General features: G+C 67.4%; 16 protein-coding genes. 9 read left to right on the top strand and 7 right to left on the bottom strand.

Features of this window, described 5'->3' with window-relative positions; genetic code table 11:
- Positions 1-91: 91 nt before the first annotated feature.
- Positions 92-856, top strand: a complete 765-nt coding sequence (locus tag SFB74_RS31280) for an SDR family NAD(P)-dependent oxidoreductase (protein ID WP_432728253.1) — start codon at positions 92-94, stop codon at positions 854-856.
- A gap of 21 nt (positions 857-877) precedes the next feature.
- Positions 878-1,135 carry a hypothetical protein gene (locus SFB74_RS31275; RefSeq protein WP_432728252.1) on the top strand — a complete coding sequence of 86 codons (258 nt, stop codon included), beginning with the start codon at positions 878-880 and terminating at the stop codon, positions 1,133-1,135.
- Between the two features lie 13 nt (positions 1,136-1,148).
- Here SFB74_RS31275 and SFB74_RS31270 read toward each other — a convergent pair whose 3' ends face one another.
- Positions 1,149-2,171 (bottom strand): MBL fold metallo-hydrolase, encoded by a 1,023-nt coding sequence (locus tag SFB74_RS31270; protein ID WP_432728251.1) that lies wholly within the window; start codon positions 2,169-2,171, stop codon positions 1,149-1,151.
- Between the two features lie 60 nt (positions 2,172-2,231).
- Positions 2,232-3,227: a Bug family tripartite tricarboxylate transporter substrate binding protein gene (locus SFB74_RS31265; RefSeq protein ID WP_432728250.1), complete on the bottom strand. Its 996-nt coding sequence runs from the start codon at positions 3,225-3,227 to the stop codon at positions 2,232-2,234.
- 252 nt (positions 3,228-3,479) lie between these two features.
- On the opposite strand from SFB74_RS31265, the gene SFB74_RS31260 reads away from it, so the two are divergent.
- Complete coding sequence (locus tag SFB74_RS31260; RefSeq protein WP_432728249.1) at positions 3,480-3,857, top strand: VOC family protein; 378 nt, start codon at positions 3,480-3,482, stop codon at positions 3,855-3,857.
- 16 nt (positions 3,858-3,873) lie between these two features.
- Here the strand turns inward: SFB74_RS31260 and SFB74_RS31255 are convergent, their stop codons facing one another.
- The 5 genes from SFB74_RS31255 to SFB74_RS31235 are packed head-to-tail and all read right to left on the bottom strand — an operon-like array spanning position 3,874 to position 10,826.
- The gene (locus tag SFB74_RS31255) at positions 3,874-4,455 is read right to left on the bottom strand and encodes a superoxide dismutase (RefSeq protein WP_432728248.1); all 582 of its coding nucleotides are present in this window, start codon (positions 4,453-4,455) and stop codon (positions 3,874-3,876) included.
- Positions 4,456-4,496: 41 nt separating this feature from the next.
- On the bottom strand, positions 4,497-5,165 hold the full coding sequence (locus SFB74_RS31250; protein ID WP_432732028.1) for a helix-turn-helix transcriptional regulator: 669 nt from the start codon (positions 5,163-5,165) through the stop codon (positions 4,497-4,499).
- Between the two features lie 35 nt (positions 5,166-5,200).
- The gene (locus SFB74_RS31245; protein WP_432728247.1) at positions 5,201-6,640 is read right to left on the bottom strand and encodes an efflux transporter outer membrane subunit; all 1,440 of its coding nucleotides are present in this window, start codon (positions 6,638-6,640) and stop codon (positions 5,201-5,203) included.
- Positions 6,637-9,717 carry a MexW/MexI family multidrug efflux RND transporter permease subunit gene (locus tag SFB74_RS31240; RefSeq protein ID WP_432728246.1) on the bottom strand — a complete coding sequence of 1,027 codons (3,081 nt, stop codon included), beginning with the start codon at positions 9,715-9,717 and terminating at the stop codon, positions 6,637-6,639. Before SFB74_RS31240 ends, SFB74_RS31245 begins: the two co-directional genes overlap by 4 nt.
- Positions 9,714-10,826: an efflux RND transporter periplasmic adaptor subunit gene (locus tag SFB74_RS31235; RefSeq protein ID WP_432728245.1), complete on the bottom strand. Its 1,113-nt coding sequence runs from the start codon at positions 10,824-10,826 to the stop codon at positions 9,714-9,716. Before SFB74_RS31235 ends, SFB74_RS31240 begins: the two co-directional genes overlap by 4 nt.
- Before the next feature lie 320 nt (positions 10,827-11,146).
- Here SFB74_RS31235 and SFB74_RS31230 point away from each other — a divergent pair, with 320 nt between their 5' ends.
- The 6 genes from SFB74_RS31230 (at position 11,147) to kdpB (ending at position 16,848) form a co-directional block, all read left to right on the top strand.
- Positions 11,147-12,139, top strand: a complete 993-nt coding sequence (locus SFB74_RS31230) for a M35 family metallo-endopeptidase (protein WP_432728244.1) — start codon at positions 11,147-11,149, stop codon at positions 12,137-12,139.
- 19 nt (positions 12,140-12,158) lie between these two features.
- Positions 12,159-12,572 (top strand): hypothetical protein, encoded by a 414-nt coding sequence (locus SFB74_RS31225; protein WP_432728243.1) that lies wholly within the window; start codon positions 12,159-12,161, stop codon positions 12,570-12,572.
- A 120-nt stretch (positions 12,573-12,692) separates the two neighbouring features.
- The gene (locus SFB74_RS31220; protein WP_432728242.1) at positions 12,693-12,836 is read left to right on the top strand and encodes a hypothetical protein; all 144 of its coding nucleotides are present in this window, start codon (positions 12,693-12,695) and stop codon (positions 12,834-12,836) included.
- Positions 12,833-12,931, top strand: coding sequence for a K(+)-transporting ATPase subunit F (gene kdpF / locus SFB74_RS31215; RefSeq protein WP_019657711.1), 99 nt, complete (start codon positions 12,833-12,835; stop codon positions 12,929-12,931). The genes SFB74_RS31220 and kdpF overlap by 4 nt, the downstream gene beginning before the upstream one ends.
- 1 nt (position 12,932) lies before the next feature.
- On the top strand, positions 12,933-14,732 hold the full coding sequence (kdpA, locus tag SFB74_RS31210) for a potassium-transporting ATPase subunit KdpA (RefSeq protein WP_432728241.1): 1,800 nt from the start codon (positions 12,933-12,935) through the stop codon (positions 14,730-14,732).
- A gap of 13 nt (positions 14,733-14,745) precedes the next feature.
- Positions 14,746-16,848, top strand: a complete 2,103-nt coding sequence (gene kdpB, locus SFB74_RS31205) for a potassium-transporting ATPase subunit KdpB (RefSeq protein WP_432728240.1) — start codon at positions 14,746-14,748, stop codon at positions 16,846-16,848.
- The last annotated feature ends 7 nt before the right edge of the window (positions 16,849-16,855 follow it).

Raw genomic sequence — 16,855 nt, 5'->3', positions numbered from 1 at the left:
CTCGGGGAAGGCTGGTTCAACCGCCGGCTCCACCGAACTTCTTGTCATCGCCTAAGCTCATGGGTTTATTCCTGTTCCCAACCCAATCTCCATGTCCACCTCCCATCTCACCATCATCACCGGCGCCTCGCGCGGCCTGGGCCAGGCCATGGCCGAACAGCTGCTGCAGGCCGGCCATACGGTGATCGGCATTTCGCGCAAGCAGTCGCCCGCGCTGGCCGAAGCTGCCAAGGCCGGCGGCGCCGAGCTCACGCAATGGGAGCAGGACCTGTCCGATCCCGTGGCCGCAGCCGAACGCCTGTCGGCCTGGCTCAAGACCGTCGACGCGCAGCGCTTCGACAGCGTCACGCTCATCAACAACGCCGGCACGGTCGGCAATCCGGCGCCGCTGTCGCGCGCGGTGGAGTCCGAGCTGTCGCTGGCCCTGCGCATCGGCCTGGAAGCGCCGATGCTGCTGACGGCGGCCTTCCTCGGCGCCACGCGCGAATGGCGCGGCGCGCGCAAGGTGCTGAACATCTCCTCGGGCCTGGGCCGCAACGCCATGGGCAGCCAGGCGCCCTACTGCGCGGCGAAGGCCGGCATGGACCACTTCTCGCGCTCCGTGGCGCTGGAAGAGGCCAACGCGCCGAATGGCGCGCGCATCGTCTCGCTCGCGCCCGGCGTGATCGACACCGACATGCAGGTGCAGCTGCGCGGCGCATCGGCAGAGAAGTTCCCGGACCGCACGCGCTTCGAGAAGATGAAGAACGAAGGCATGCTCGATAGCCCCGCCACGGCCGCGGCCAAGGTGCTGAAGTACCTGGCGCGCGCGGACTTCGGTGCGAAGCCCGTGGCCGACGTGCGCGACCCCGACTGAGCGGAAAAGGAGAGCGATTCCATGGCAACGGCCCAGGCCATCGACACCGGCGAGTACAAGCTCTTTCCCTCGCCGCGCAACGTGCACCGCATCGTGTTCGAGCACCAGGTGTTCGTGCCGCACCCTTACGCGCTGATCGTGATGAACGAGTTCGGCTTCAAGGGGCGCTACAGCCTGTTCTCGGCCTGCCGCATGAGCGACGGGAAGATGGGGCAGGTGGCGACCTTCGAACTGGAGCCCGACGTCGCCATCTTCAACGCGAAGTTCACGCCGGACTGAGCCCGGCGCCCGCTCACTGCATCGCGAACCTGTCGCGCTGCGCCTGCGCGCACTCGCCCATCACGTTCAGCGCACGCTCCACCGTGGGCGTGCCCATCACGAAGGGGTTGGCTGCCGAGCCCGCGGGCTGCTGGCGCAGCGCGGCCAGCTTGGCCTGCGAGCTGTCGACGTTCGAGTGGTTCGACAGCATCACGTCGATGTTCTGAGTCTTCACGATCGAGTCCATGCGCTTCGTGGACGCGATGTAGCTGTCCAGCCGCGGCACGTCCTTGCCGAAGTTGAAGCCGGTGCCGCCCCAGAGCATGGCGCGGTGCTTGCGGCCCTTCTCGCTCACGTCGAACACCGGCGAGAGCGTGCCCATGGTGTGGCCCGGCGTGAGGTAGAGCGTGACGGTGGTGTCGCCCAGCGTGACGCGGTCGCCGTCCTTCACCGAGATGTCGCGCTTCGGAGGCGCGCCCCAGATGGGCGTGGCGAATTCGAGCTTGGTCTCGGTCATCGTCCAGTCGGGCTCGCTCATCACCACGCGCGCGCGGTACTTCTGCGCGAGGTACGGCGCACCGCCGTAGTGGTCGCCGTGGCCGTGCGTGACGATCACGTACCTGATCTGCGCCGGGTCCAGGCCCAGCTTGCGCATGCCGCCTTCGATGAGCGCGGCCGCTTCCACCTGGTTGTTGAGCGCATCGATGAGGATGATGCCGTCCGAGGTCTTGATGGCCCAGGCGCTGACCCAGTCGGCGCCCACGAAGTACAGGTTGTCGAAGGCCTTGCCGGGCGGCGGCGCTGGCTTGTTGATGAGCAGCGGGAGGCCCTTGTCTAGCTCTTCCTGCGGCGGGCGCGTGGCGGGAGCGGGCTTGCACAGCGACAGCAGCGGCCCGAGGTCGGTGCCCGCGGCCTTCGTGGCTGCCGCGACGTGGGCGGCGACGGTGGCGTCTGAAGGTTTCTGCGCGGACGTCTGCCTGGGCGTCTGGGCGCAGCCCTGGAAGAGAGCGACGACCGCCGCGAGGGCGGCCGTCTTCAGGGGAAGGGAAGGAACCATCGGTGTCTCCGTGCCGGCGTTGCGGCCTGTTCTGGAGACACCATTCTGCGGCGCGTGGCCTTATTCGATTGTCGCGCCCGAGGCTTGCACGATGCCCTTCCACTTCTCGTAGTCGGTCTTCAGCAGCGCGCCGAACTGCTCGGGCGTCATGCTCTGCGGCTCCGCACCCTGGGCGATGATGGCCGCCTTCATCTCGGGCGTGGCCAGCAGCTTGTTGACTTCGGTATTCAGTGCCGTCACCACGTCCTTCGGTGTGCCGGCCGGCACGAAGAGGCCGTACCAGGTGCTCACGTCGAAGTCCTTGTAGCCCAGCTCGGCCACGGTGGGCGTGTCGGGCAGCGAGGTGCTGCGCTTGGCCGAGGTGACTGCCAGCGGACGCAGCTTGCCGGCCTTGATCTGCGCCATGGCCGATGGCACCGACGACACCATCAGGTCGACGTTGCCCGCGAGCACGTCCATCATGGCCGCGTTGGAGCCCTTGTAGGGCACGTGGCGCATCTTGATCTTGGCGGCGCTGTTGAAGATCTCGCCAGCCAGGTGGATGGTGGTGCCGTTGCCGGGCGAGCCGTAGGTGACGGTGTCGGGGGCGGCGCGCGCGGCCTTCACCACGTCGTCGAGCGTCTTGAACTTGGAGTTGACCTGCGTGACGATCACCACCGGCGTGTAGGCCACGTGGGCCACGGCCGTGAGGTCCTTCACCGGGTTGTAGCTCAGGTTCTTGTAGAGCCAGGGCGCGACGACCATGTTGTCCTTCTGGCCCATCACGATGTCGTAGCCCGTGGGCGCGGCGCGCGCAGCCTCGGCGATGCCGATGGTGCCGCCGGCACCCGCGCGGTTGTCGGGCACCACGGTCCAGTGCTTCACCTCGGTGAGCTTCTGGGCCACCAGGCGCGCGAGGATGTCGGTGCCGCCGCCGGGCGGGAAGGGCACGACCATGCGGATGGGCTTGGCGGGGTAGGCCGTGGCCTGTGCGTGGGCGGTGGCCGTGAAGGCCAGCGGGAGTGCCAGCGAAAAGGCCAGCGAGGTGGCCAGCTTGCCGAGGTGTCTGCGGATCATGGGTTGTCTCTTTGTCGGAGTCGATTCGGGGTTGCAGTCGTTGCCGTCGTCACTGCACCGGGGGTGCAGTGTGCCGGAAGCCGCGTAAGAAGGATTTCTTCATTCGCGATGGGGCACGTATCGACTTGCGGGGGCCCATTTTCCGATGCCTTGACAGCGCCCCGTCCGACGCAAATACTGCACCGCATGGTTGAGTATTTTTGGCAAGCCCGACGCCCTTCCGCGGCGCACCGGGCCTGGAAGGAGACTCGCATGCTCGGAAACATCAACGCGGTGGCCAACCTGGCGGTGAAAGACCTCGCCACGGCCCGCCGCTTCTACGAAGACACGCTGGGCCTGTCGCAGGTCGATGCGGAGGGAGACGAGGTCATCGTCTACCGCAGCGGCAACACGCGCATCAACGTGTACCGCTCGCAGTTCGCGGGCACCAACCAGGCGACGGCCGTGACGTGGTCCGTCGACGGCGACATCGAGCGCATCGTGGATGCGCTGAAGTCCCGGGGCGTGCGCTTCGAGCACTACGACATGCCCGACACGAAGCTGGTGGGCGACCTCCATGTCATGGGCGACATGAAGGTCGCGTGGTTCAAGGACCCGGACGGGAACATCCTGAACCTGATCAACGACTGATCGATCCGGCGAACGATCAGCCGAAGTTCTTGGCAGCGAAGTCCCAGTTGACCAGCTTGGCCAGGAAGGTCTCGACGAACTTCGGGCGCAGGTTGCGATAGTCGATGTAGTAGGCGTGCTCCCAGACGTCCACCGTCAGCAGCGCGGTGTCGGCGGTGGTCAGCGGCGTGCCGGCGGCGCCCGTGTTCACGATGTCCACCGAGCCGTCGGCCTTCTTCACCAGCCAGGTCCAGCCGGAACCGAAGTTGCCCACGGCCGACTTCACGAAGGCTTCCTTGAAGGCGTCGTAGCTGCCCCACTTGGCTTCGATGGCCTTGGCCAGCGCGCCGGTGGGAGCGCCGCCGCCTTGGGGCTTCATGCAGCTCCAGAAGAAGGTGTGGTTCCAGATCTGGGCGGCGTTGTTGTAGATGCCGCCGCTGGACTTCTTGACGATCTCCTCGAGCGTCATCGACTCGAACTCGGTGCCCTTCTGCAGGTTGTTGAGGTTCACCACGTAGGCGTTGTGGTGCTTGCCGTAGTGGTACTCGAGGGTTTCCTTCGAATACTCGGGTGCCAGTGCGTCGAGCGCGTAGGGCAGGGGTGGGAGCTTGTGTTCCATCGTGATTTCCTCGTGGGTGGTTGTGAAAAAAGAAAAAGGATTCAGGCGTTCGCCTTGGGTTCGACCCGGTAGGCGCATCGTCGCGCGCCCGCCAGCACATGCTCGACGCGGCTGACGCTCACGTCGGGCCCCAGCACTTCGTCGAAGAGTTGCAGTTCGCTGCGGCAGAAGCCCGTGCAGGCCTGTGCGGCGGTGCAGATGGGGCAGTGGTTCTCGATGAACAGGAAGCCACTGCCTTCTTCGTCGGGCCGGAACTCGGCCATGTAGCCCTCGCGGCTGCGGATCTCGGCCAGCCGCTCCAGCCTCGTCTTGAGGCTGCGCGCGCCGCGCATGGCCTCGGTGTAGTTGGCGCGCATGGTCGATTCGCGCGCCGTGATGAGCTGGTCCATGCCCTTCTGCCCGAACACGCTGATGACGGCGCTGATCATCTGCACCGTCATCTCGGCATGCGTATCGGGAAAGCGCTTGTGGCCTTCCCCGGTGAGCCGCCAGATCTGCGTGGGCCGGCCCCGGCCGCTGGAGCGGCTCTCGGAGTCGACCAGCCCCTCGGCCTCCAGCTTGGCCATCTGCTGGCGCACCGCCTCCACCGTGACGTTGAGCACCTTGGCGATGTCGGGAATGCCGAGCGCGCCGCGGGTCTTGAGCGTCGAGAGGATGCGGTCTGCCGGCTGGTGCGGCATCCAGGTTGGCTTTGCATCGGGGGCGGACATGGCGGCGGCTTCGGACATGGAAAACAGCACCATTGTCAGGTGGTTGGCGCTCCCCCTGCCACCGCGGGTGCTTGCCAGCCGCCGCCCAGTGCCTTGTAAAGCGCGACGAGGCTGGTGTACGAGGCGGTTTCGGCCTCGGCCACGGCGTCCTGCGCGCGCAACAGGGTGCGCTGCGCGTCGAGCACGCTCAGGTAGGGCGCGGCGCCCTCGCGGTAGCGCACCTCGGCCAGCTCGGCGGCACGGCTGCTGCGGGCCGAGGCCTCCACCAGTCGCTGCAGGCGCAGCTGGTTCTGGCCGTAGCCGGTGAGGGCACCTTCCACGTCCTCGATGGCGCGCAGCACGGTCTGCTCGTAGAGCGCGCGATCGCCCTCGGCGCGTGCTTCGGCGCCGCGCACGCGGGCCTTCACCGAGCCCAGCCGCAGGGCCGGCCAGCTCACGCCCGGCGTCACGCTGAAGGCGCGGCTCGACGAGCTGCCGAGGTCGGAGCCGCGCAGGGCGATGAAGCCCAGGAAGCCGCCGATGTCGAAGCGCGGATACAGCTCGGCCGTGACCGCGCCCACGTCGGCCGTGCTGGCCGCGAGGCCGCGCTCGGCGCGCAGCACGTCGGGGCGGCGGCGCAGCAGCTCGGCCAGATCGCCGATCGGCAGGCGCTTGTCGAGCACGCGCAGCGGGCGCGGCTGCAGCATCGGTTCGAGCTCGCCGGGTCGCAGGCCGGCCAGCACCGCGACGCGGTAGGCCGACTGGCGGCGCGTGGTCTCCAGCGCGGGCAACTGGCTCTCGGTGGTCGCCAGGTTGGCCTGCGCGCTCGCGAGGTCGCCTTCGAGGCCGCGCCCGGTCTGCACCTGCGCTTCGGTCACGCGCAGGCTCTGGCGCAGGCTGTCGAGGGTGCGGCGCGTCACGGCGATGCGTTGCTCGGCGCCGCGCATCTCGTAGTAGTTGCGTGCCAGTTCGGCCACCGCGACGATGCGCACCTGCTCGAGGTCGGCCGCGCTGGCCTCGGCGCGCGCGGTGGCGGCCTCGTCGAGCCGCTTCAGGCGGCCGAACAGGTCGATCTCCCACGAGGCGTCGAAGCCGGCACGGCTGCTCTGCGACAGCGAACGCACATCGGGCCGCGCGCCGCTGTTGCCCTGCGCGATGCTGCGCGTCTTGCTCGCGCTCGCGGTGACGACGGGCAGGCGGTCGAGCTCGGCCTCGGTCTGTACGGCGCGTGCCTCCAGCAGCCGGGCCTGCGCGATGCGGATGTCGTGGTTCTCGGCCAGGGCGCGGTCGACCAGCGCATCGAGCTGCGGATCGTCGAGCTGGCTCCACCAGTCGCGCTGCACCGCGTCGTTCGCGAAGAGCGAGCGCTCGGGCGCCCGGATGGCCACCGGCGCGTCGGCCGGGGCCTTGTACTCGGGCCCGACGGCACAGCCGGCGAGCACCAGCAGGCTCAAGGCGAAGGGAGCCGTGTAGGAAAAGAGTCGTCTCATGGTCATGCTCCTTCGGACAGCGCCTCGAGCTCGGCCGCGCGCTGCGAGCGGCCCTCCGCGCGGTGGTCGCGCGCCAGCAGCGTGTACATGGTGGGCAGCACAAACAGCGTGAACAGCGTTCCCACCAGCATGCCGACCACGATCACCAGGCCGATGCTGAAACGGCTGTTGGCACCCGCGCCGCTCGCGAACAGCAGCGGCACCAGGCCCACCACCATCGCGGCCGTGGTCATCAGGATGGGGCGCAGCCGGATGCGCGCGGCTTCCTCGATGGACGAGCGCCGGTCGAGGCCCTTGTTCATCTGGATCTCGTTGGCGAACTCCACCATCAGGATGCCGTGCTTGCTGATGAGCCCGATCAGCGTCACCAGCCCGATCTGCGTGTAGATGTTGATGGTGCCGAAGCCCAGTGCCAGCGGCACCAGCGCGCCGCAGATCGACATCGGCACGCTGATCAGGATGATCAGCGGGTCGCGCAGGCTCTCGTACTGCGCCGCCAGCACCAGGTAGATGACGACGATGGCGAACACGAAGGCCATCACCAGCGCCGAGCCTTCCTGCGTGAACTGCCGCGCATCCGATTGCCAGTCGTAGCTGAAGCCGGCCGGCAGCTTCTTCGCCTCCTCGCTCAGGAAGGCCACCGCGTCGCCCATGGTCACGCCCGGCGCCGGAATGGCCTGGAAGGTGGCCGCGTTGAGCTGGTTGAACTGCGTGAGCTTGTTGGGCCCCACGCTGGTCGACAGCTGCACCAGGTTGGCCAGCGGCACCGGCTGGCCGCTCGCGCTCTTCACGAAGTAGCGCGAGAGCGCCTCGGCCGTCAGCCGCTGCTCGCGCGGCGACTGCGGGATCACGTCGTACGAGCGGCCGTCCATGCCGAAGCGGTTGACGTAGTTCTCGCCCACCAGCACCGCCAGCGTGTCGCCGATGGACTTCATCGTCACGCCCATGCTGTTGGCCTTGGCGCGGTCCACGCGGATCTCGACCGTGGGGTTGTTGAACTCCAGGTCGCTGTCGACCACGATGAACTTGCCGCTGTCGCGCGCCGACTTCTTCAGTGCCTCCATGGCCTCGAACACGGTGCGGTGGTCGCCCGCGCTGCGGATCACCATCTGCACCGGCAGCCCGCCGGTCGAGCCCGGCAGCGAGGGCAGCTGGAAGGCGAAGACGCTGCTGCCTTCCACCTCGTTCATGCGGCCCTGCGTGTCGCCCTGGATCTGGTCGGCATTGCGCTTGCGGTCCTTCCAGTCGGACAGCTGCACGCCGCCGATGCTGTTGGAGACGCCGTCGGAGCCGTTGATGAGCCAGCGGCCGGTGTTCTCGGGCAGCGAGGCGAACACGTCGTCCCACTTCTTGCCGAACTTCTCGACGTAGTCGATGTTGGCGTGCTGCGGCGACTTGATGGCCGTGAGCACCATGGCCTGGTCCTCGCCGGGCGCCAGCTCGCGCTGCGCCGCGTTGTAGAGGAAGGGCAGGCTCGCCAGCACCAGCGCCGCGAAGATGCCGGTCGCCCAGCGGTGGTGCAGCGACACGTCCAGCAGCTTGCCGTAGCCCGTGGCCAGGCGGTGGAAGAAGCTCTCGGCGGCGCGCGCCATGCGGCTGCCCGTTGCGTCCTGCGGCAGCAGGAACGAGCTCATCACCGGCGACAGCGTGAGCGCGATCACGCCCGACACCACCACCGCGCCCGCCAGCGTGAAGGCGAACTCCTTGAAGAGCGAACCCGTGAGCCCGCCCATGAGGCCGATGGGTGCGTACACCGCGGCCAGCGTGAGCGTCATCGCGATCACCGGGCCGGCCACCTCGCGCGCGCCGATCAATGCGGCCTGCACGCGCGACTTGCCTTCCTCGATGTGGCGGTGCACGTTCTCCACCACCACGATGGCGTCGTCCACCACCAGCCCGATGGCCAGCACCATCGCCAGCAAGGTCAGCAGGTTGATGCTGAAGCCGAACAGCAGCATCAGCGCGGCGGCGCCCAGCATCGACAGCGGAATGGTCACCACCGGAATCAGCACCGCGCGCACCGAGCCCAGGCACAGGAAGATCACGATCACCACGATGGCGATGGCTTCGAGCAGCGTGTGGCGCACCTCGTCGATGGAAGCCTCGATGAAGCGGGCCAGCTCGAAGGGCAGTTGCACCTCCACGCCAGGCGGCAGGTTCTGCTTGATGCCGGGCAGCAGTTCGCGGATGCGCTTCACGATCACCAGCGGGTTGCCGTTGGGTGCGGCCTGCAGGCCGAGGTAGATGGCGGGCACGCCGTCCATGGTCGCGCTGCTGTCGGCGCTGGCCGCGCCGAGTTCCACGGTGGCCACGTCGCCCAGGCGCACGATGGCGTCACCCTCGCGCTTGACGACCATGTCGCGGAACTCAGCCACGTTCACCAGGTCGGTGTTCACACGGATGTTCGACACCACGTACAGGCCCTTCACCTGCCCGGGCGCGGCCTGCACGTTGTTCTGGCGCAGCGCGTCGGCCAGCTCGCCGGCCGAGATGCCGCGCGCGGCCATGCGGTTGGGGTCGAGCCACACGCGCATCGCCAGCGTCTGCCCGCCCGATACTTCCACGCCCGAGACGCCCGTGATGGAGGCGAACTGCGGCTGCACCACGCGCGAGAGATAGTCGGTGAGCGCCGGCATCGGCATCGTCTTGCTGGAGAAGCCCACGTAGGCCACGGCCGTCGCCTCGCCCGACGACTTCAGGATCACCGGGTCGAAGGCCTCGGCCGGCAGCCGGTACTTCACCTGGCTGACCTGTGCCATCGCCTGCGTGAGCGCCTGGTTGGCGTCGGCGTTGAGCTTCATGCGCACGCTGATCACGCTGCGGCCCAGCGTGGACGAGGACGAGAGGTAGTCGACGTTCTCGATGGTCGCCACCGCCTGCGCGATCGGCTGCGTCACGAAGCCCTGCATCAGCTCCGGCGAGGCGCCGGGGTACTGCGTGGTGATGGTGAGCGTGGTGCTCTCGGTCAGCGGGTACTGCCGCACCGGCAGGTCGCCCAGGGCGCGCGCGCCCAGCAGCAGGATGAGCGTGCTCACCACCAGCGCCAGCACGGGCCGGCGCACGAAGAGGTCGGTGAACTTCATGACTTCGATTCCTGCGTGAGCGACAGCGTGTCCTTGTCGCTGGGCGCGACGGCCGCGCCGGTGTACAGGCGCAGCTGGCCCGAGGTGACGACCTTGTCGCCGGGCGAGAGGCCCTTCTCGATCACCACCAGCCCGTCCTGCCGCTCGCCGGCCTTCACGAAGACCTGCTTCGCGGAGAAGCCGCCGCCCTTCTCGGCGGGAAGCACGATGAACACCGAGTCGCCGTGCGTGCTGTAGGTGATGGCGGTCTCGGGCACGGTGATCGCGTCGGCGCGCGCCGGCAGCGCGACCCGGCCGTTGACGAACATGCCCGGCGCGAGCGCGCCGTCGGCGTTGTCGACCGTGGCCTGAAGGCGCACCGTGCGCGTGTCGCTGCCGATCTGCGGCTCGATGGTGCTCAGCCTGGCCTGGAACACGCGGCCCGGATACGCATCGACCGAAAGCGCCACTTGCTGGTTGCGCTTGAGCACGGGCAGGGCGGTTTCGGGCAGCGTGAGGTTGGCGAACAGCGTGCGGCTGTCGGTGAGCGAGACCAGCGCGTCGCCGGCCCGCACGAACTGGCCGAGGTTGACGCGGCGGATGCCGAGCACGCCGTCGAAGGGCGCCTTGATGCGCTTCTGGTCGAGCAGCGCCTGCACGCGGCGCAGCTCGCCGCTGGCCTGGTCGAACGCGGCCTGCGCCTGCTCGAGCTGCTCCTGCGTGGCGGCCTGCTGCGGCACCAGCCGGCGGGTGCGCTCCAGCACTGCCTTCGAATTGGCGCGCTGGGCCGTCAGTCGCTCCAGGTCGCCCTGCTCGGGCGCGTCGTTGAGTTGCACCAGCACCTGACCAGCGCGCACCTCGGCGCCGGGCGTGAAGAGGATCTTCGCGATGCGTCCTTCGACCTCGGCCGGCACCTCCACCTGCCGGTTGGCCTCCAGCGTGCCGATGCCGCCGAGGAAGCGCGCCACTTCCGTCTTCTGCGCGGCGGCCACCGCCACCTTGGCGGGCGGCATGCCGCCTCCACCCTCCGCATGTGCCGGCCTGAGCTTCGTGGCGAGCCCGAAGCCGGCGCCTCCCAATACCAATGTCGCGAGGCCGGCACCCAGCCAGGCCCTTGATTGCTTGTTCATACGACGTCCATTATTAATCAAAGAAAGTGCTTTGATTATTTGTTGATGCCGGTTGCCTGTCGATGAAGGCATCGCAATGGCCGTCATAGGCCGGGGCTATTTGCGCAAGGCAGTGCATGTCTGGGTCTCCAGGGGTTGAGCGGGAAATACCGCAGACCAAAGACGTGCGAGGCAGCCGGGTTGTGACAGTCCTCTCATCCAGTCGTGCCGACCAGGTGCCGTGAAAAAAGTCGCTCCGCCGGCAATTGCCCGCGGCGATTGGTGGCGGCGTAACCCGGGCTCTCTACAAGTTGCTGTCCTCAACCTGGAGATTCACGGAAATGATGCGGAAGGTGATCGTGGTGGGTGATCCACCGGCGCCGGGCGGCGCAGTACTGCCCTATGACGGCCACATGTCGGATGTCTTCGAAAGCCGCTTCGCGCTCGTCGGCGGGCGGGCCTACTGCGAGGGCTGCAACAGCGTCGGCATCATTGCCAAGGCCGGCGGGCCTCGCAGGGGATGTTTCCACGGCGCCGAGATAGCTCTCGAAGGCGACGTGGTGGTGTGCCACTGCCCGGTGCCGCCGCCGCTTGTTTCCAGGCTGCGATATGCGCCGACTTACGACGATGAAATGGCCTGGGCTGCGGATGAATTCGAGCCGCGCTTCACGGCGGTGCCGGGATGGTTCACGAGCGACGCCGCGACTGTTGCCGCAAGCAAGAAGCTCGTTGATGGCATGGTGGAGCATCCGCCCGAAGCCGAGCAGACAGAGAACATCTGTCCCAACATGACGAACAAGGAGTTCGCCACGAAGGTACTCGGACTGCGAGATCTGGCAGTTGGCCTGATCGAGAAGCGCATCAAGGACTTGGCTGAATGGGGCAAACCTGAGCGTGAACGCGTGGCCAAATGGTTCGGCCAGAGTGACCAGGACTTGCGCCACTATCTGGACGCCGGTTTGAGATCCTGCATCCGTGTGCTGCAAGACCTGACGGAAGCCAATTTCGTGCGCTACTCGGAGGCCTTGATGCGCAGCCTCGGCTGCGTTCCTTCAGGCAATGGCGATCGTCTTGCCGCCGAAGTGTGCAAGCCTGACCTCGAGACGCGCACGATCGGGATAGGGATCGCATTCTGTGAGCTTCCCGATATCTCCTACAGAATCGATTCGAAGCTGGCAACGATCATTCACGAGGTGACCCATTTCGACGACGTGTTCTCGTCGAACGATACGGTCTATCAGATGCAGCAGAGTCTGAAGCTGATGGCATCGAAGCCGAGTGAGGCAAGAGTGAACGCGGACAGCATCGTGGGGTATGTGCTTTATGCCGAGTAGAGGCTTCCATCTCTTCCTTGTGGTCCTGATCGGACTGAGCACTTGCAGCGCGGTGCAGGCATGCAAGCCCGCAGTTTCGACCGTCGTTGTCTTCGCCGAGGGCTCCGCGACACTCGATCGTGACCAGATCGCGTTGATCGCCACCCGGCTGGATCACTTCCGCCGCCTGTATCCGCACGCGAACGAGGTGGACATCGAAGGTGTGGCGCGCAACACCGCGCCGGGGGCGAAGCAGTTGGCGCAGCGCCGGGCCGCCGAGGTGGCGCATGCGGTGAGAACGCTTTTTGACGGAGTGGAGCTGCACGTTTCGTCGAACGTGTATCCGCCGGAATGGTCCATGAATGACGGCAACTACGCCGCCTTCGACGTGATTCTGTCGACGGAGGACACATCGCCCTGCGCATCGGTCCAGGTTCCCGCCTTCAAGCGCTGAAACGACCCCCGCGCCCGGCGTTTTTACGCTTTCTTTACGCCCACCCCACCACTCTTTCCCCCGTTTTGACGCCCGACTGCCGAGACTGACTCCCATCTTTCTCGTTTGCAGGAGTGATGCATGGACATCGTCTGGATGGGCGCCTTGCTGGCGCTGTGGGCCGTGGTGGGGGCCATGGTGGTCGGGCTGGAAAGGCTCGATGCGCCGAAACCATCGAACAAGAAGGCGTCGAACGTCGCCGCCGCCGATGGAGCGTCATCGTGATCAGCCTCGAAGTTCTCTATGGCTTCGGCGCATTGATCGCCGTGGTTCTTTTCGCGTACCTGGTGTTCGCGCTGATCTGCGCGGAGGAATTCTGAAATGACTTCCTCCGCCTGGGGCCTGCTGGCCCTTTTCCTGGTCCTGCTGGGCCTGCTCGCGTGGCCGGTGGGCAAGTTCCTCGCCGCGCTGTGCAACGAGCGCGTGCCGCGCTGGATGCAGCGCGTCGAGGCGCCGCTCTACAGGCTCGCGGGCACGAAGCCCGGGCAGTCGATGCACTGGCTGCGCTATGCCTTCGCGCTGCTGGCCTTCAATGCCATCGGCGCGATCTTCGTCTACGCGCTGCAACGGCTGCAGGGCTGGCTGCCGCTCAACCCCGCCGGCATGGCGGCCGTGTCGCCCGACTCGGCCTTCAACACCGCGGTGAGCTTCGTGGCCAACACCAACTGGCAGGGCTATGCCGGTGAATCCACCATGAGCTATCTCACGCAGATGCTCGGCCTCACGGTGCAGAACTTCCTGTCGGCCGCCACCGGCATCGCCGTGGCCTTCGCGCTGGTGCGTGGCTTCGCGCGGCGCGGCGATGGCAAGGGGCTGGTGGGCAACTTCTGGGCCGACATCACGCGCGTCACGCTGTGGGTGCTGGTGCCGATCTCGTTCGTGCTCGCCGTCGTTTTCGCCGGCCAGGGCGTGATCCAGAACTTCGACGCCTACAAGGAAGTGAGCACGCTGGAGACCACCGCCTTCCAGCAGCCGAAGAACGGCGCCGACGGCCAGCCCCTGAAGGACGAAAAGGGCCAGCCGGTGATGGAAGACGCCACCACCAAGACGCAGACGCTCGCCATGGGCCCGGTCGCTTCGCAGGAAGCCATCAAGATGCTCGGCACCAACGGCGGCGGCTTCTTCAACGCCAACTCGGCGCATCCGTACGAGAACCCGACGGCGCTGGTGAACCTGCTGCAGATGCTCGCGATCTTCCTGATCCCGGCCGCGCTGTGCTTCACCTTCGGCCATGTGGTGGGCGACATGCGACAGGGCTGGGCCGTGCTCGCCGCGATGACGGTCATGTTCGTCGTTGCCGTGATGGTCATCACGCCCGCCGAACAGGCCGGCAACCCGCTGTTGACCTCCCTGGGCGTCGACCAGATGCAGGGCGCGCTGCAGGCCGGCGGCAACATGGAAGGCAAGGAGGTGCGCTTCGGCATCGATGCCTCCTCGCTCTTCGCGGCCATCACCACAGCCGCCTCGTGTGGCGCGGTCAACGGCATGCACGACTCGCTCACCCCGCTGGGCGGCATGGTGCCGCTGGTACTGATGCAGCTCGGCGAGGTGGTGTTCGGCGGCGTGGGCGCGGGTCTTTACGGCATGCTGATCTTCGCGATGCTCGCGGTGTTCATCGCCGGGCTGATGATCGGCCGCACGCCCGAGTACCTCGGCAAGAAGATCGAGGTGCGCGAGATGAAGCTGATCTCCATCGCCATCCTGGTCACGCCGATCCTGGTGCTGGCCGGCACAGCGGTGGCGGTGATCGCGGACGCCGGCAAGGCCGGCATCGCCAACCCCGGCGCGCACGGCTTCTCGGAGATCCTGTACGCGCTGACCTCGGCCGCCAACAACAACGGCAGCGCCTTCGCGGGCCTGTCGGCCAATACGCCCTTCTACAACGGCCTGCTCGCGCTCGCCATGTGGCTCGGCCGCTTCGCGATGATCGTGCCGGTGCTCGCCGTGGCCGGCGCGCTGGCCGCCAAAAAGCGCCTGCCCGTCACCAGCGGCACGCTGCCCACGCACGGCCCGCTGTTCGTCTCGTTGCTGATCGGCACGGTGCTGCTGGTCGGCCTGCTCAACTACGTGCCGGCATTGGCCCTGGGGCCCATCGTCGAACACCTCGTGCTCTGGAAATGAGAAGGAGCGCAACATGACTACTGCCAATACCAAGACATCTCTTTCGCTGTTCGACGCGGCGCTGGTCAAGCCCGCGCTGTGGGCCGCCTTCGCCAAGCTCAACCCGCGCGTCCAGTGGCGCAACCCGGTGATGTTCATCGTCTACATCGGGAGCATCCTCACGACGGTGCTCTGGGTACATGCGCTGAGCTTCCCGGGCGACACCGGCATGAAGCCCGCCTTCGTGCTGGCCGTGACCATCTGGCTGTGGTTCACCGTGCTGTTCGCCAACTTCGCCGAAGCGCTGGCCGAGGGTCGCAGCAAGGCGCAGGCCGCCTCGCTGCGCGGTCTTCGCAAGGACACCTGGGCCAAGAAGCTGCAGGAGCCGCATCACGGCGGGCAGTGGCTTCCCGAGCAGGCGCCCAACCTGCGCAAGGGCGACGTGGTGCTGGTCGAGACCGGCGACGTGATCCCGCTCGACGGCGAAGTGATCGAAGGCGTGGCCTCGGTCGACGAGAGCGCCATCACCGGCGAATCGGCACCCGTGGTGCGCGAGTCGGGCGGCGACTTCTCGGCCGTGACGGGCGGCACCCGTGTGCTGTCCGACTGGCTGGTGGTGCGCATCTCGGTGAACCCGGGCGAATCTTTCCTCGACCGCATGATCGGCATGGTCGAGGCCGCCAAGCGCCAGAAGACGCCCAACGAGATCGCACTGACCATCCTGCTGGTGGCGCTGACCATCGTGTTCCTGGTGGTCACGGTCACGCTGCTGCCGTTCTCGATCTTCAGCGTGGAAGCCGCGGGCGCCGGCACGGTGGTGTCGCTCACCGCGCTGGTCGCGCTGCTGGTGTGCCTGATCCCGACCACCATCGGCGGCCTGCTGTCGGCCGTGGGCGTGGCCGGCATGAGCCGCATGATGCAGGCCAACGTGATCGCCACCTCGGGCCGCGCGGTGGAAGCCGCCGGCGACGTCGACGTGCTGCTGCTCGACAAGACCGGCACCATCACGCACGGCAACCGCCAGGCCAGCGCCTTCCTGCCCGCGCCGGGCGTGACCAAGGCGCGCCTCGCGCGCGCCGCCATGATGGCCTCGCTGGCCGACGAGACACCCGAGGGCCGCAGCATCGTCGACCTCGCGCGCCGCGAAGGACTGGAGCCCACGCCGGTGGAAGGCGCGCGCTTCGTCGCCTTCACCGCCCAGACGCGCATGAGCGGCGCCGACCTGCCGGCCGCGCCCAACAGCCTGGACACCGACCCCGTGCTGCTGCGCAAGGGCGCGGTCGACGCGGTGCGCCGCCACGTCGAGGCGATCGGCGGCACGGTGGCACCCGAAGTGCTGCGCGCGGCCGAGGAAGCCGCCCGCCGCGGCAGCACGCCGCTGGCGGTGGCCGAGGGCAACCGCGTGCTCGGCATGGTCGAGCTCAAGGACATCGTCAAGACCGACATCAAGGAGCGTTTTGCCGAGCTGCGCCGCATGGGCATCAAGACGGTGATGATCACCGGCGACAACAAGCTCACGGCCGCGGCCATCGCCGCCGAGGCCGGCGTGGACGACTTCCTGGCCGAGGCCACGCCCGAGGACAAGCTCGCGCTGATCCGCCAGTACCAGTCCGAAGGCCGCCTTGTGGCCATGACCGGCGACGGCACCAACGACGCCCCCGCGCTCGCGCAGGCCGACGTGGCCGTGGCCATGGGCAGCGGCACGCAGGCCGCCAAGGAGGCCGGCAACATGGTCGACCTCGACTCCAACCCGACCAAGCTGCTCGAGGTGGTGGAGACCGGCAAGGCGCTGCTGATGACGCGCGGCTCGCTCACCACCTTCTCGATCGCGAACGACGTGGCGAAGTACTTCGCCATCATCCCGGCGATCTTCATCTCGACCTACCCACAGCTGGGCGCGCTCAACGTGATGCGGCTGGCGAGCCCGTCGTCGGCGATCCTGAGCGCGGTGATCTTCAACGCGCTGGTGATCGTGTTCCTGATTCCGCTGGCGCTCAAGGGCGTGCGCTACCGGCCGGTGGGCGCCGCCGCGCTGCTGCGCCGCAACCTGGCCATCTACGGCCTGGGCGGCCTGCTGGTGCCCTTCATCGGCATCAAGCTGATCGATTGGCTGCTGGTGGCCGTCCATCTCGTCTGAGGAGTAT

Source organism: Variovorax xiamenensis, assembly GCF_050916385.1.
Classification (GTDB): Bacteria; Pseudomonadota; Gammaproteobacteria; order Burkholderiales; family Burkholderiaceae_C; genus Variovorax.
Note: the sequence above shows the minus strand (reverse complement) of the source record. Positions and strands in the feature narration are given on the sequence as shown.

Excerpts from the sequence above, each read along its gene's own strand:
- SFB74_RS31280 (WP_432728253.1), top strand. The coding sequence starts at position 92 with ATGTCCACCTCCCATCTCACCATCATCACCGGCGCCTCGCGCGGCCTG.
- SFB74_RS31275 (WP_432728252.1), top strand. The coding sequence starts at position 878 with ATGGCAACGGCCCAGGCCATCGACACCGGCGAGTACAAGCTCTTTCCC.
- SFB74_RS31270 (WP_432728251.1), bottom strand. The coding sequence starts at position 2,171 with ATGGTTCCTTCCCTTCCCCTGAAGACGGCCGCCCTCGCGGCGGTCGTC.
- SFB74_RS31265 (WP_432728250.1), bottom strand. The coding sequence starts at position 3,227 with ATGATCCGCAGACACCTCGGCAAGCTGGCCACCTCGCTGGCCTTTTCG.
- SFB74_RS31260 (WP_432728249.1), top strand. The coding sequence starts at position 3,480 with ATGCTCGGAAACATCAACGCGGTGGCCAACCTGGCGGTGAAAGACCTC.
- SFB74_RS31255 (WP_432728248.1), bottom strand. The coding sequence starts at position 4,455 with ATGGAACACAAGCTCCCACCCCTGCCCTACGCGCTCGACGCACTGGCA.
- SFB74_RS31250 (WP_432732028.1), bottom strand. The coding sequence starts at position 5,165 with ATGTCCGCCCCCGATGCAAAGCCAACCTGGATGCCGCACCAGCCGGCA.
- SFB74_RS31245 (WP_432728247.1), bottom strand. The coding sequence starts at position 6,640 with ATGACCATGAGACGACTCTTTTCCTACACGGCTCCCTTCGCCTTGAGC.
- SFB74_RS31240 (WP_432728246.1), bottom strand. The coding sequence starts at position 9,717 with ATGAAGTTCACCGACCTCTTCGTGCGCCGGCCCGTGCTGGCGCTGGTG.
- SFB74_RS31235 (WP_432728245.1), bottom strand. The coding sequence starts at position 10,826 with ATGAACAAGCAATCAAGGGCCTGGCTGGGTGCCGGCCTCGCGACATTG.
- SFB74_RS31230 (WP_432728244.1), top strand. The coding sequence starts at position 11,147 with ATGATGCGGAAGGTGATCGTGGTGGGTGATCCACCGGCGCCGGGCGGC.
- SFB74_RS31220 (WP_432728242.1), top strand. The coding sequence starts at position 12,693 with ATGGACATCGTCTGGATGGGCGCCTTGCTGGCGCTGTGGGCCGTGGTG.
- kdpA (WP_432728241.1), top strand. The coding sequence starts at position 12,933 with ATGACTTCCTCCGCCTGGGGCCTGCTGGCCCTTTTCCTGGTCCTGCTG.
- kdpB (WP_432728240.1), top strand. The coding sequence starts at position 14,746 with ATGACTACTGCCAATACCAAGACATCTCTTTCGCTGTTCGACGCGGCG.